This is a genomic window from Dietzia sp. CH92, assembly GCF_032248695.1.
Taxonomy (GTDB): domain Bacteria; phylum Actinomycetota; class Actinomycetes; order Mycobacteriales; family Mycobacteriaceae; genus Dietzia.
In genome coordinates, this window is the sequence record NZ_JAVHXC010000004.1 from 321,175 (window position 1) to 335,186 (window position 14,012).

Here is a 14,012-nt window from a genome sequence, read left to right on the forward strand (position 1 = left end):
CGTGGCCGGGCCACCCAGGGCGGGGCTGGCAGGCCCGTCCAGATCACTGTTACGACAACAGGATTGAGGTGCGGACCTCGCCTCACCCTATCCTCGCCCTCAGGCGATGTACGGCGTCAACTCAGTTAAATCTTAGTTAGGTCCGCGTATGAGATGCTGACGCGCGCGCGAGGGGCGACCGGCCGGCCGGAACGAGCACGACGGTCACCCGGACCCGCTCAGGAGAACCGCGTGATCCATTCGCGCACAGCACGAGTGGCGCGGACGTCGTCCTCGTTGTACTCGAGGATCCGCGCCCGCCCGGCGTCGCGCTCGACACCGCGGGCCGCCTGCGCGTCGCGGTACCACCCGAGCGACGCCTCGCCGCCGGCCTCCGGGTCGCGCCAGGTGAACCCCGCGACCGGGGCCACCACCTTGAGACCCAGCCCCGACGTGGAGACGAACTGGGTGGCCACCGCCTCGTGCACGTCCACCCACAGCGGGGAGGAGATGAAGCGCCGCACCTCGGTGACGGTCGGGACCCCCTTGACGACGGCGAGGGTGCCCTCCGGACCGAACCGGGCCGCCGACGAGAGGAGCCAACCGTTCTCCGCGGCCCGTGAATAGCAGTAGGCGCGGAACGACCGGCCCTGCCCCGCGGCCCGGTCCCGTATCCCGGTGAGCCAGCGCCAGAATTCCGCGAACGCCCGCCCCTCGTCGACGTCGGGCAGCCGGGCCCACGTCACGAACGGGCGGTAACCCTCGGTCCCGAGCGGCCGCGAGTCGCGCACGGTCAGCAGCGTGCCCCAGAGGTAGGCGCCGTCGTCGAGGTGGCTCTCGAGATCCACGTCGACCTCGACGTCCGCCCGCGGGATCGAGGGGAGCGCCACCTTGGGGACGACGACCTCCCCGTCCCGGTGCGCCCGCGCGCGCAGGACCGCGTCGGAATACGGTTCCCCGTTCCACCCCGTCGGCCGATCCGGCCCGGCATCCGCCAGCTCCGCGACGGTGCGGATGCCCCGCGCACGCAGGGGCCCCACCTGTCCCCCGCCGACCACGAGACTGACGTCATCGGCCACGACCAACCGCTCCCGGCAGCCCTCGACCGGGCCGCCCCGGTCATCCCATCCCTCCCACCAGGGACAGGTGCGGCACTCGCCGATCCGGCTGGGGGCGGTGTCCAGTTCGCCGCGCACCACCGCCAGCCGCGTGGCGTGGGTACGGTCGGCCGACTCGAGCACGGCCGAGAGGTCGTGCACCACCGCCCGCGCCGAGCCGAGCCCCAGCACCGCACCGACCGGCGACGACGCCGCGTGGCCGACGGCCTCGAGCAGTCGCCAGGCGTGGACCAGACGATCGAGGTCTGCCGGATGCCGCCGCACCCGCAACGTCGGATCCGGCGCCGGAGCCCAGTCGAGCAACCGCGTCACCGTCGCCGTCGACGAGCCCTTGCCCCTCCGCGGGTCGACCACCTTGTGGTTGACCACCAGGACCGGGGCGTACCCACCACCCGGCACGGCCGCCACCGTGCAGCGCAGGCCCGCCCGGCCACTGGACCGATCGGCGGGAAGAGCGGCGCCCCACACCAGAGTCGCCCCGTCGGCCAGGGCACGAAGGGTCGCCTTCTCGTCGTCGTCCCCCGGTACGTCCCCCGGCAGATCCGTCCAGTGGTCCCCCACCACGTCCACCACCGCGGCGTCGGGGCGCGCACCCGCCAACGCACGCTCGCGCAGACCGGCCCGGCGATCGGCCGCCGCCATCGCCCGCAGCCGCACGCCCTCGTCGAGCGGGGCCGCCAGCCACCACCCCGGCGAGGCGTCACGCTCACGGGCCAGACGGTGCAGACATCTGGCCCCCGACGCGGGCCCCACGAGCGCCGCGTCGGGGACCCGACCCGCGGTGCGCTCGGCGTCCTCCATCGCCGTCCATCATGGCCCAGCCGCCCGCCGGGCGACGGTCCGGTCCTCAGTGTGCGCCGATTCGCCTAGGCTGGGGATCTGATGATCGCGACGAGAGAAGGATCGACGCCCATGGGCAAGCTGACGACCTACCGCGACAAGCGTGCCGAACTCCGCGCCCATGCCGCGGCGCTCAAGTCCACCGCCATGACCGAGGCCAAGCTCGCGGCCAAGGAGACCCGCAAGCAGGCCAAGGAGGCCCACCGCGTGGAGCTGGCGGAGGCGAAGAAGCGCGCCAAGCTCGAGGGCAAGAACGCCGACCGCAGGGCCAGGCGCGAGGAGAAGCGCGCCGAGAAGCAGAACAAGCTCGACCGCAAGGCGGCCAAGCAGGAGCGCAAGTCCGAGAAGGTCCACGCCAAGCAGGAGCGCAAGACCCTCAAGCGCGAGGCCAAGATGGTGGCCAAGGACCGCAAGCTCGCCGAGAAGATCGACTCCGCCGGCCGGAAGCACGAGTACGAGCTCGCGGCGATGGAGCTCGACAAGCTCAAGGGCACCAAGTTGAACAAGGACGACGTGCAGCGCTGGCTCAACATGGCCAAGGTCGCCACCCCGGTACTCCTGCCGCTCGTCTACAAGGTCCTGTCCAACGCGCAGGGCAGTGACAAGACCGCGGAGGCCGGCGGGGTCGACCTCAAGGCCGCCGGCATCAACGCCACCGGCCCCGGCGCGGCCCTCGGTGTGCGCATCGTCCGCCTCGAGCAGACCCTCGGCCAGCTCGAGACGAGCCGCGGTGGCGAGCGGGAGATCAAGGACTTCGTCGCCTCCACCCGAACCCGCCTGACCGACCTGCGCACGGCGGTCGAGACCGCGGAGACCACGCCCACCGCGCAGCGGCGCGAGATCCACTCGGCGATCTCCGGCGAGCTCGACCGCGTGAACAAGGACGTCCTCGCCCGCCTGGGGGTCAAGGCGTGACCCAGTCCGACAGCATCGCCGCGGGGCCCGGGCAGGCGGCGGGGTCGGGGCGTCCGGCGGAGTCGGGGTCCGTGCGATCGCCGCTGCGGCGGCGCCTGGGCTCGGTCGCGGTCGCGGCGGCTCTGCTCGGCGGCGCGACCGCACCCGCCGTGCTGCTCGCTCCCGTCGCGGCGGCGCACTCGGTGCTGCTCTCCGTGGACCCGCAGGACGGCTCGCAGCTCGACGCGTCACCCGAGGAGATCGTGCTGACCTTCAACGAGGAGGTCAACCAGAACTTCGCCTCCGTCGCCGTCACCGCCGGGGACGACCGGACCAACCGAGTGACCGGCGAGCCGGTGGTCGAGGGCGACACCGTGACGGCCCGCGTCGATGATCTCGCGCCCGGCGCCTACACCGTCGGCTACCGCGTGACCTCCGCCGACGGGCACGTGGTGAGCGGGTCGTCTGTGTTCACCGTGGCCGGTGACGCGGGCGGCGCCGCCGGCGGCGAGGACGGTACCGCTCCTGCGGGCACCACTCCTGCCGGAACCGCGGCACCCGGGGCCGAGGTGGGCGGGGCCGAAGCGGGCAGCGAGTCCGCGGACGCCACCGAGGCCGACGTCGCCGACGAGACCTCCGGCGAGAGTTCCGGCATCAACCCGGTGATCTGGGTGATCGGAGGCCTGGCCGTTCTGCTCATCGGCGGGGCGTTCGTGCTGCTGCGTCGCGGCGGCGGCAGCTGACGATCGGCCCGGGGCGGGTCGGCCGCCCCAGGCCAGAGGCCGGGTTCGCCGTCTCGGGCCCAAGGCGGGTTCACGGCTTCGGGCCCAAGGCGGGTTCGCCGCTTCGGGCCGCAGGCGTACACAGGGGCAGCGTGACCCGGCCGGGATACGCTGCCCCTTCGTCTTACGCTGGCAAGTTGGTCCATCCAGCCAGCGCAACCCCTGCCTAGACGGGCATTCTCCCAGCGCAGGGCAAGGAGGCAGCGTGACTGGAGGCAGTCACGCTGGCGGGATGCACACTCGGGGCCCGGCACACCCACCCCGAGACCCGAACCGTGCACCATGCCAGCACGACCCAGCCCAGATGCGCTGGCGGGATGCTCATTCGGCCCGGCTCACCCGCCTCGAGGACCGAAACGCGCACTAAGCCAGCACGACCCCGCCCGGGTGCGCTGGCAGGATGCACGCGCAGCCGCCGCGCCGCAGCCCCGCGGCAGTCCGACAGCAGCCTCGCCGCCGCGCCGCAGCCTCGCGGCCACCCCGCAGCCGCAGCCCCGCGACCGGCGAGCCCCGCGACCGGCGAGCCCCCGCGACCGCCCCGCGAGCCCCGGCCTACCGCCCCGGCAGGAAGCGCATCGCGTTGGTCGCCGGCGCGAGCAGCTGCTGCCAGCGCTTACGCGGCAGGAACGAGGGCCCGCCCATGTGCACCAGCCGCTGCGTGGCGATGGTCTGCGCCTCGGTGTACTTGAGCAGGCCCTCGTCGCCGTGGCGGCGGCCGACGCCGGACGCGCCCATACCGCCCATCGGGCCGGCGACCGAGCCCCAGCCCGCCACGTAGCCCTCCCCGACGTTGACGGTGCCGGTGCGCAGACGCGCCGCGATCGCCTCGCCCTCCGCATCCGTGGCGGCGAACACCGAGGAGTTGAGCCCGTACTCGGTGTTGTTGGCCTCGGCGATCGCCTCCTCGACGGAGTCGACCGGGTAGATCGACACGACGGGGCCGAAGGTCTCCTCGCCGAAGCAGGTCGCGTCGGAGGGCACGTCGGCCAGCAGGGTGGGCTCGTAGAACAGCGGGCCCAGGTCGGGCCGGGGCCGGCCGCCGGCGAGGACGCGCGCTCCCTTGGCCACGGCGTCGTCGACGTGCGCGGTCACCGTGTCGAGTTGGTCGCGCGAGATGAGGCTGCCCATCTCGGCCTCGAAGTCGTAGCCCGGGCCGACGCTCATGGCCTTGACGCGCGCGGTGAGCTTCTCGGTCAGCTCCGCGGCGACGGCCCGTTCGACGTAGACGCGCTCCACCGAGATGCAGAGCTGGCCGGAGTTGGAGAAGAAGGCGCGGGTGGCGACCTCGGCGACGCGGTCGAGGTCGGCTCCGGCGGTGACGATCATGGCGTTCTTGCCGCCGAGTTCGGCGGAGAACCCGATGAGCCGCTCGCCGCACTGGCGGCCGAGGACGCGGCCGGTGGCGGTGGAGCCGGTGAACATGAGGTAGTCGACGCCTGCGACGATCGCGCCGCCGACGGTCCCGCCCGAGCCGGGCACCACCTGGAACAGCTCGCGCGGCAGGCCCGCGCGGTAGAACATGTCGGCGGCGGCGAGCGCGCAGAACGGGGTGATCGAGGCGGGCTTGATCACCACGGCGTTGCCGGCGGCCAGCGCGGCGAGGGCGTCGGTGGCGGCGAGGTTGAGCGGGTAGTTCCACGGGGCGATCACGCCCACAACACCCTTGGGCTGGCGACGGACGACGGCCTTGGTGAGCCCGGGCAGCATGCCCTGGACTCGCTTCGGCGCGAGCAGGCCGGGGGCGGTGCGGGCGTAGTGGCGGGCGGTGATGAGGCAGTCGAGCACCTCCTCCTGCGCGGAGGCGCGGCTCTTGCCGGTCTCGGCCTGGACGATGTCCATGAGCTGGGCCCGGTTGCGCATGACCTCGGCGGCGAAGCGCTCCAGCACGGCGACGCGGTCGGCGACGTCGCGCTCGGCCCAGGCGGCCTGGGCGGCGCGGGCGCGGCTGATCGCGGCGTCCACGTCCTCGGCGGTGCCGGCGGGGATCTCGGCGAGCGGTTCGCCGGTGAAGACCTCGTGGATGGTCGACGACGGGCGACTCGACGGGTCGGCGCGGAACTCGGGGATCGCGACGAGGTCGCGGAGGCGGTCGTACACGTGGGGCGCGGGTCGGCTCATGCCGGCGATGTTACCGGCGGGTAAGGCGACGCGTCAGGGCTTACGGGCGCGGGTGCCGGGAGTCCGCGCGGGCTTGACCCTGACGCGGCGTCAGGCCCCACGCTGGCGGATGTGAGAGATGCTGGAGCGATGACGACGGAGGAACCGAGCGGCGCGGCGACCGGGGGCCTCACCGTGGGCGCGGCCGCCGAGCTGGTCGGCGTGAGCATCCGGACCCTGCACCACTGGGACCGGATCGGGCTGGCGCCGGCGAGCGGGCGGACGTGGTCGGGATACCGCGTGTATGACGACGACGACATCGCGCGCCTGCACCGGGTCCTGGTCTACCGCGAGCTGGGCTTCCCCCTCGCCCGGATCGGTGAGCTGCTGGACGACCCCGATGTCGACGCGGCCGCCCACCTGACCCGCCAGCGTGAGCTGCTGGTCGGCCGCATCTCGCACCTGCAGGAGATGGTCTCCGCAGTGGACCGCCTGAAGGAGGCGATCGAGGTGAACGCACCGTTGACCCCGGAAGACCGGGCCGAGATCTTCGGTACCGACTGGAACGAGGAGTGGCAGGACGAGGCCGAGCAGCGCTGGGGCGACAGCCCGCAGTGGGAGCAGTCGCAGCAACGCACGGCCCGCATGGGCAAGGAGGAGTGGAGACGGGTCAAGGCGGAGACGGACGAGCTCAACGCGGACCTGGCCGCGGCGGCGAGGGCCGGGGTGGACCCGGCGTCGGCGGAGGCGGCCGCGCTCGTCGAGCGTCACCGGGCGTCGATCGGGCGGTTCTACGACTGCTCGCACTCGATGCAGGTGCTGCTGGCCCGCATGTACCGGCAGGACGAGCGGTTCGCGGCGACGTACGAGGCCCTCGAGCCCGGGCTGACGGACTGGCTCGTCGCGGCCGTCGAGGCGGTGGCGCGCGCGAGCGGCGTGGACCCCGACACCGCGACGTGGGAGTGAGCTGCCGCCCCCGACGGGCGCCCGGCGGCCGTACCCTGGCCCGCATGAGCCGATGGACCGCCGCCGACATCCCCGACCAGACCGGCCGGACGTTCGTCATCACCGGGGCGAACTCCGGGCTGGGCCTGCAGTCGACCCGCGCGCTGACCGAGGCCGGCGCGCGGGTCCTCATGGCCTGCCGCGACACCTCGCGCGCGGAGGACGCCCGCGCCGGTCTCGCGCATCCGGAGCGGGCCGAGGTCGTCGAGCTGGACCTGGCCGATCTCGCCTCGGTGCGAGCGGCGGGCGAGGTCCTGGGGGGCCGGGCGCCGGATGTGCTGCTCAACAACGCGGGGCTCATGAACATCCCGCGCTCGCACACCGCGCAGGGCCACGAGATGCAGTTCGGCGTCAACGTGCTCGGTCACTTCGCGCTGACGGAGCTGCTCGCGCCGGCGTTGACGGACCGGGTCGTGTGGCTGGGGTCGATCATGCACCGCTTCGGCTCGGTCGACCCGGACGATCTGGACTGGACCCGCCGCCGCTACTCCCCCATGACCGCGTACGCCGCCTCCAAGCTGGCCTGCGTGATGTTGGCGTACGAGCAGCAGCGTCGGCTGGAGGCGGCGGGGTCGTCGCTGCGGGCGGTGGCCGCGCACCCGGGCTACTCGGCGACCAACCTGCAGTACCGCAGCGGTAGCCGCGTGCAGGACGTGGTGATGAGGGGCGTGGAGAAGATCCCGTACCTCGTGCAGCCCGCCGAGCGGGGCGCGTTGCCGCAGCTCTACGCCGCGACGGTGGAGTCGGTGCCGGGTGGCGCGTACATCGGCCCGGACGGCCCCGGCGAGCTCACCGGGTACCCGACGACCGTGCGGTCCACGCGCGCCTCGCACGACACGGGCGTCGCCGCCGCGCTGTGGGAGCGGTGCGCGCAGATGACCGCCGCCTGAGTCCCGCCGCGCCGCCGGATACCGCCGCGCGCGCCGGCGCCCAGATGCCCACCGCCGCGCACCGGCGCCGCGATGTCGACCGCCGCCGCGCGGGGAGGCCCACCGGGGGGCGACGACGACGAGGTGCGCCCTACGCCCGCCGGCGGGACGCGGCCAGCAGCAGCACGCCCAGCAGAACGGTCCCGGCCGCCAGACCCGCCACCGTGGCCGTCCGCACGCCGGTCACCGCCAACGCGGCGGGAGCCGACTGCCCGGCCGGGCCGGAGGTGGTGTCCCCCGCCGCGGCGTGAGCGGGCGACGGAGCGGCGGCGGCGTCCAGGGTGCGGCCCCCGGCACCGGCTCCGACCCCCGCCTCAGCCGCGGGCCCGTTCGCGCCGGCCGGGGTGGCGGGGAGCTCGTCGTCGTCGCCCCCGGGAGCACCGTCCGCGGCACCGGACGCGTCCTCGCCCTCCTGCCTCTCCCCGGCGGCCTCCGCCTCCGCGGCCGCCTGCGCCTCGGCGCGGCGCCGCTCGTTGTCCTCGTACGGGTCCTGCAGCGCGGCGATCTGCACCGCCTCGATGCTCCCCGCCAGCCCGCCGGGCAGCTCGGTGCCCGCCGCGGCCGCCGCGTCCGTGAGCAGCGCACCACCCTCGGCCGACCCCTCGACCAGGCCGTGCCAGAAGTCCAACTCGTGCGGGTAGAGCTCGCCCGCGTCCTGACGCTCGTCCAGCGCGGCGAAGTATCCGCCCGCGAACTGCAGGCTCAGAACGGGGAAGATGTACTCGGGGATCGCGATCGACCCCAACCCGATCGTGCCCGAGCCGACCGACCCGGTGGGGTTGACGTACACCGATCCCGGCAGGCTGCCCGACGACGCGACCGACGCCGCCGCCGACCCGCCCGCCACGCCCACGGCCTCGAGCGGCGCCACCGAACCCACGACCTCGCCGACCGACTGCGCGCCGTCGACCACCGGGGCGCTGCCCGTGTCCCGCAGGGCCTCCGAGCCCAGGCCCCCGCCGCCGATGACGATCTCGTCCGGCAGCTGGCCGATCAGCTGGTCCACGCTCGACACGCCCGTCTCGGGCAGCGTCGACCCCGCCCCCGGGGCGGGATCCTCCTGGGCCAGTGCCACGGCGGGCACGGAGACGGCCGCCACCACGGCGGCGGTGACGGCGGCGCCGAGGCGCCAGGTCCGGGCTCCGGGACCACTGGGCTGGGACATCACGACTAGGCCTCTCGTCACACGGCGGGCCCGTCGACCCGCGCACGGGTGAGCGTACTACTGCGGGATCGTGCTACTGCAGAGCCGAGGTCAGTCGGGCGACGTTGTCCACGTACCGACCCGCCCACGGCCGACTCATCCAGGCCTCCAACCCCAGGGTCGTGCACTCCTGGAGGTAGTCGTCCACGACGTCGTTGAGCTCCGACACCGCCTCCCCGCCGAGCACCAGCATGCTCACCTCGAAGTTGAGGTTGAACGACCGCTGGTCCATGTTGCTCGAGCCCACGACGCCCGCGTAGTCGTCGATGAGCACCGTCTTGGTGTGCAGCACGGCCGGCGAGCGGAAGCGATGGATCACCACCCCGGCCTCCAACAACGCCCGGAAGTACGACCGCTGCGCGTGGTGCACGAGGAACTGGTCGGCGTGCTCCGGCACGAACACCTCCACCGACACCCCGCGGAACGACGCGGACGTGAGCACGTGCAGCAGCGCCTCGTCCGGCACGAAGTACGGGCTGACGATCCGGATCCGCTCCTGCGCGTGCGAGATGAGCTGGGTGAACATCCGCAGTCCCGGCTGCGTGCGGTACCCCGGTCCCGACGGCACCAGCTGGAACGCGCTGACCGGGTCCCCCGCCGTCGGGTCGCCGCCCTTACGGCCCGGGGCCAGCGGGGCGCCGAGCGCCAACTGCTCGAGCGTCCCGATGACCTCCCCCGACTCGGTGAACCAGTCCACCGCGAACACGCCGTCCATCGCCTGCACGATCTCCCCGCGGACCTCCATCATGAGGTCGACCCACTCGCGACCGAGCCGGGCGTTGCGGCTGCTCCCGTAGTGGCGCTCGATGAGGTTCTGCGAGCCGATGAAGCCGTGCTCGCCGTCCACGATGAGCATCTTGCGGTGATTGCGCAGGTCCGGGCGGCGGAAGCGGCCCCGGAACGGGTTGACCGGGAGCATGAGATGGAACTCCACGGGCGTCTTGCGCAGCTTCTTCCGCAGCGTCCCGAAGCCGCGGTAGCGCAGCGACCCCAGGTGGTCGACCAGGACGCGCACCGCCACGCCCCGCTCCGCCGCCTCCACCGCCGCGGTGAAGAACTCGTCCGTCTCGCCGTCCCAGGACTGGGCGTAGAACTCGATGTGCACGTGGTCGCGGGCCGCGCGCACCGCCTCCGTCATGGCCGCCAACGACCGGCCGTAGTCCGAGTGCAGCGCGACGAAGTCCCCGGACATCGCGGGGATCGCGGTGAGGGTGCGGTTCATCTCCAGGATCGTGCGCACGCCCTGCGCGACCCCCACCCCCTCGGGGACCGTGGGGCGCGGGGCCAGCGCGTCCGCGTACAGCAGGTTCGCCTCGGCCTGGATGACGTGGCGTCGGCCGGTGATGTACGGGTTGCCCAGCAGCAGGAACAGCGGCACCCCGATCACCGGGATGAACAGGATCGCCAGCAGCCACGCCTGCGACGACGACGGTTGCCGGTTCTCCGGGACCATCCCCAGCGCCAGGACCTTGATGACGTACTCGGTGATGAGCAGCGCGGAGGTGACGCCCTCCGGGAACGGGAGGAACGCCAGGCGGTCGACGGCGGGGTTCACGCCGTGGGGCGGGTCAGGACCGTGCCGAGCGCCAGCGCACGCGGGTCGATCACGGCGCCGCCCCGCATGGTCCAGCGCACCACGCCCGCCAGCGCCCGCTGCGCGTACACCGAGTCGGCCGAGCCCAGCTCCCGCGCCCCCGGGAGCACGACGAACGCCTCGTCGTCCGCGACCGCCGCGAAGTCGGCACGGAGGCCGACCCGGATCTCCCCGCGGTCGTGCAGGCCCACCACCCCGGCCGTGTTCCCGGCCATCCAGCGCGCCACGTCGGCCAGGTCGAACCCGCGGCGACGCGCCTCGGTCCACACCACCGACAGGCCCAGCCGCGCCGAGGCCACCGCGTCGATCGTCCCGTCGCGCAGCGCGCCCCACAGGAGCTCGCGGTTTGCGGCGTCCCGGATCGGTGGATCGAGCCGCGCGGCCTCCGCGCCCCCGTGCGTGACCTCGGAGACCAGCGCCAGCATGTGCGGGTTCGTGGAGGCGGTCACGGGCAGACCCTCCGCGCGGGCCTCGCGGAGCAGGTCGAGCTCCTCGTGGTCCGCCACCGCGCGGACGTGCAGCCGCCCGCCGGTCCGCCGGCAGACCTCCACCAACGCGGGCAGGTCGTCCAGCCCGGCGTCCACGGCGAAGAGCCCGCCGTGCGCCGCGACCTCCTCGGCCGCCGCGACCAACTGCGCGCGGTCCAGGGTCGGCGCCCCGTCGACGCCCTTCCCGGCGGCCACCGCGGAGACGCCGAAGACGCCGCGGTCCAGCAGTTCGCCGAGCCGGCCCACGTTGCCCGGCACGGCCGCGGCCCACAGCCCCACATCGACGGTCGACTCGCCCGTCACCGCGTCACGCCACCGGTCCACGTCCTCCGGGCGCGTCGCGACCGGGTCGCCGTCGGTGCCGTAGTCGACCACCGTGGTGATCCCGCCCTGCGCCGCCGACCGTGTGCCGATCGCGACGTCCTCGGTGCTCACGTGCGGGTCGACCAGACCCGGCATGAGCACCACGTCGTCACCCAGGTTGATCGTGTGCGCCCCCGCCAGACCGATGTCCCGCGCCTCCGACCCCGTCCGCACCGACGAGATGACTCCCCCGTCCACCGTCACCGCCGCCTGCTGGATCCGGTCGTCGACGACCGCGCGTCGGGCGTGGATCAGGAGTTCGTACTGGGCCACAGGCGGGCTCCTTTCCGGGTTCTCAGGCGATGGCGGGCACCCTCGATGTGACCATTGTCCCCCACCGGTGCGCTCCCCGGCGGCGGCGTGGCCGGATAGCGTTGTCCGCGACAGTCCACTGCCCAGGAGGCCCCGCATGACCGACACCCCCGCCGGATTCATCCCCACCGCGGACCTCGTCGACGAGATCGGCGAGGACGTCCGCAGCTGCGACACCCAATTCCGCGATCTCGGCGGCCGCACGGAGTTCCACGGCCGGATCTCGACCGTGCGCTGCTTCCAGGACAACGCCCTGCTCAAGAGCGTCCTCGGGGAGCCCGGCGAGGGCCGGGTCCTGGTGATCGACGGCGGCGCGAGCGTCCACACCGCGCTGGTGGGCGACCTCATCGCCGAGCTCGGTCGGTCCCACGGCTGGTCCGGTGTGGTGGTCAACGGCGCCATCCGCGACTCCGCGGTGATCGCCGGGATGGACTTCGGCTGCAAGGCCCTGGGCACGAACCCCCGCAAGTCCACCAAGACCGGGGCGGGCGAGCGGGACGTGACCGTCAGCTTCGGTGGCGTCGACTTCGTCCCCGGCGAGATGCTCTACGCCGACACCGACGGGATCGTGGTGCGCTGACCCCTCGGGTCAGGAGGCTCCCGCGAGGCTGCCGATCGGGATCAGGAGGATCTCGCCCAGCGAGGCCTCGGGCCCGTAGCTGCCGAGCGACCCCGGCGCGTAGACGCCGGTCCCGTTGGGCACGTCCACAGACAGGACCACCGACCCGGTGTTGATGAGCTCGCTGAGCAGGTCCATGAGCGACCCGGTCCCCAGCGAGCCGTAGCCGATGCTGCCCGCCACCGCGCCGCGCACCGGGTCCAGGCTCATGCACCGCACAGGGCCGGCGGTGGTCGGGATGTAGACGCAGCCGGCGGGGACGTCCGGATCCACCGCGGGCCCCTCGCCGCCCGGCTGCGCGGCGGCCGCCCCGGCTCCCGTGAGCAGGGCAGCGGCGGCGAACGCCGAGACGGCGGCGGCGAATGTGGTGGCGCGCATGGGGATCCTCCGGGTCATCGCCCCGCCCGCGGCGGGAACGTCCACCGGTGATGGTATCGGTGGCGGTACCGCCCGTGGGTGGTGCGCCGCCGCCCGTGGGTGGTGCGCCGCCGCCCGTCGGGTGTCCGCCCGTCGCCGGTCAGGCCTCCCGGCGGATCCAGCGCAGCAGCGGCCCGAGGGACACCCGGTCGGTGAGGTCGAGGCCGCCCAGCTCGAGCATGGCCTCCTCCTCCGGGGTGCGGTCGGTCTTGCGGCGCAGCGCGGCCAGCGCGGTCTTGATCCCGAGCCGCTGCCGGAAACCGAGCTGGTCCGGCGTGACCACCCCGCGGAGCTGGAAGAGCTTGAGCTCGCGCAGCTGATCGGCGGAGAACTCGCTCGACATCAGCTCGATGCGGGCGTCGTCGGTGACCGGGGTGGGCCCCACCATGACCACCGCGACGCGGCGCCCCGCCTCGACGAGGGCCTCCCAGTTGTCGCGGATGAACGCCGAGCCACCCAGCCCGCCGCCGGCGCGCATCCCCGTGAGCAGGACGACGGTCCCCGCGACGACGAGCTCGGCCGGATCCGCGGCGTCGTGATGGGCGGCACCGGTGTCGAACTCCTCGGCCAGCCACGTCGCGTAGCGCCTCGCACCGGGATCGTCGTCGTGCAGCACCACCGGCGCCTGCACCCCGCGTGTGTCCTCCGCCATCAGGTCGCGTCCCGTCCCTCGCGGGCGACGACACGCGCCGCCCGTCCACCGATCTCCACCACGTCACCGTCGACCAGCCCGCGGCCGCGGCGGGTGTCGACCTCCCCGTTGACACTGACCGCACCGGAGGCGACCGCGTCCTTGGCCTCCGCGCCGGAGTCCAGCAGCGAGGCCAACTTGAGGAACTGCCCGAGCGTGAGCTTGCTGCTCAGGTCACAGTCGACGTCCTCGACGGGCGGACCGGCCGGAGGAGGGGTCGCCCGGCCGACCCGTCCCCGTCCTGCGATGTGGCGACTCATACCGCCGAGCCTATCGGGCGCGACCTCACGCCACGGGACCCGTCCCGGGCGGCTGCTCCGCGGGCAGCTCGCCGCGGGCACGGCGGGTCACCAGCGCCAGGCCCGTGCCGCCGGCCACGAGCACCGACGCCGCCAACACCAGCGCGACGGTCTGCACCCCGGACATCCCGAAGGTCGCGTCGCCCTCCGGCTCCTCCACGATCGTCTGCCCGCCCCGGGTCGGCAGCGGCGGCAGCTCGCTGAGCACCGGGAGCTCGGTTTCCACCTCCCGGACGGCGGGCCCCGGGGGCTGCGCCGACGCCGCCGGCACGCCGAGCAGCGCGACCGTCGCGCTGAGCGCGGCGATGACACTGGCGGGACGACGGCTGACCATGGGTGCCTTCCGAGACGGAGGCCGGGCGGCCTACAGACATAGTAGTC

At 73.8% G+C, this 14,012-nt stretch carries 14 protein-coding genes; 5 read left to right on the forward strand and 9 right to left on the reverse strand.

All coding sequences use genetic code 11. From position 1 onward, the window contains the following. Positions 1–218: 218 nt before the first annotated feature. A complete protein-coding gene (locus RWK90_RS10810; RefSeq protein WP_314037623.1) occupies positions 219–1,898 on the reverse strand; it encodes a TM0106 family RecB-like putative nuclease in 1,680 nt (559 codons plus the stop codon). 111 nt (positions 1,899–2,009) lie between these two features. Here RWK90_RS10810 and RWK90_RS10815 point away from each other — a divergent pair, with 111 nt between their 5' ends. Beyond that, a complete protein-coding gene (locus RWK90_RS10815; protein WP_314037624.1) occupies positions 2,010–2,852 on the forward strand; it encodes a DUF6474 family protein in 843 nt (280 codons plus the stop codon). Beyond that, on the forward strand, positions 2,849–3,574 hold the full coding sequence (locus tag RWK90_RS10820) for a copper resistance protein CopC (RefSeq protein WP_314037625.1): 726 nt from the start codon (positions 2,849–2,851) through the stop codon (positions 3,572–3,574). Before RWK90_RS10815 ends, RWK90_RS10820 begins: the two co-directional genes overlap by 4 nt. A 591-nt stretch (positions 3,575–4,165) precedes the next feature. On the opposite strand, the gene RWK90_RS10825 is transcribed toward RWK90_RS10820, so the two are convergent. Then, positions 4,166–5,731, reverse strand: a complete 1,566-nt coding sequence (locus RWK90_RS10825; RefSeq protein WP_314037626.1) for a succinic semialdehyde dehydrogenase — start codon at positions 5,729–5,731, stop codon at positions 4,166–4,168. Between the two features lie 129 nt (positions 5,732–5,860). Between RWK90_RS10825 and RWK90_RS10830 the strand changes: the two genes are divergently transcribed. Both RWK90_RS10830 and RWK90_RS10835 read left to right on the forward strand, forming a co-directional pair. Continuing rightward, positions 5,861–6,676 carry a MerR family transcriptional regulator gene (locus RWK90_RS10830; RefSeq protein ID WP_314037627.1) on the forward strand — a complete coding sequence of 272 codons (816 nt, stop codon included), beginning with the start codon at positions 5,861–5,863 and terminating at the stop codon, positions 6,674–6,676. 44 nt (positions 6,677–6,720) lie between these two features. Next, positions 6,721–7,605 carry an oxidoreductase gene (locus RWK90_RS10835; protein ID WP_314037628.1) on the forward strand — a complete coding sequence of 295 codons (885 nt, stop codon included), beginning with the start codon at positions 6,721–6,723 and terminating at the stop codon, positions 7,603–7,605. A gap of 130 nt (positions 7,606–7,735) precedes the next feature. On the opposite strand, the gene RWK90_RS10840 is transcribed toward RWK90_RS10835, so the two are convergent. From RWK90_RS10840 to RWK90_RS10850, 3 genes are all read right to left on the reverse strand, one after another. Further along, complete coding sequence (locus RWK90_RS10840) at positions 7,736–8,809, reverse strand: hypothetical protein (protein WP_314037629.1); 1,074 nt, start codon at positions 8,807–8,809, stop codon at positions 7,736–7,738. Between the two features lie 73 nt (positions 8,810–8,882). Beyond that, positions 8,883–10,403, reverse strand: a complete 1,521-nt coding sequence (locus tag RWK90_RS10845; RefSeq protein ID WP_314037630.1) for a phospholipase D-like domain-containing protein — start codon at positions 10,401–10,403, stop codon at positions 8,883–8,885. Further along, positions 10,400–11,566, reverse strand: a complete 1,167-nt coding sequence (locus RWK90_RS10850) for an amidohydrolase family protein (protein ID WP_314037631.1) — start codon at positions 11,564–11,566, stop codon at positions 10,400–10,402. The genes RWK90_RS10845 and RWK90_RS10850 overlap by 4 nt, the downstream gene beginning before the upstream one ends. A 136-nt stretch (positions 11,567–11,702) precedes the next feature. Here RWK90_RS10850 and rraA point away from each other — a divergent pair, with 136 nt between their 5' ends. Beyond that, entirely contained in the window at positions 11,703–12,185 is a 483-nt protein-coding gene (gene rraA, locus RWK90_RS10855) for a ribonuclease E activity regulator RraA (RefSeq protein ID WP_314037632.1), read from the forward strand. 9 nt (positions 12,186–12,194) lie between these two features. Here the strand turns inward: rraA and RWK90_RS10860 are convergent, their stop codons facing one another. The 4 genes from RWK90_RS10860 to RWK90_RS10875 form a co-directional block, all read right to left on the reverse strand. Continuing rightward, positions 12,195–12,602: a hypothetical protein gene (locus RWK90_RS10860; RefSeq protein WP_314037633.1), complete on the reverse strand. Its 408-nt coding sequence runs from the start codon at positions 12,600–12,602 to the stop codon at positions 12,195–12,197. A gap of 139 nt (positions 12,603–12,741) precedes the next feature. Beyond that, entirely contained in the window at positions 12,742–13,293 is a 552-nt protein-coding gene (locus RWK90_RS10865; RefSeq protein ID WP_314037634.1) for a hypothetical protein, read from the reverse strand. Next, positions 13,293–13,592 (reverse strand): RNA-binding S4 domain-containing protein, encoded by a 300-nt coding sequence (locus RWK90_RS10870; protein WP_314037635.1) that lies wholly within the window; start codon positions 13,590–13,592, stop codon positions 13,293–13,295. The genes RWK90_RS10865 and RWK90_RS10870 overlap by 1 nt, the downstream gene beginning before the upstream one ends. A 25-nt stretch (positions 13,593–13,617) precedes the next feature. Continuing rightward, on the reverse strand, positions 13,618–13,965 hold the full coding sequence (locus RWK90_RS10875; protein WP_314037636.1) for a hypothetical protein: 348 nt from the start codon (positions 13,963–13,965) through the stop codon (positions 13,618–13,620). Positions 13,966–14,012 lie beyond the last annotated feature (47 nt).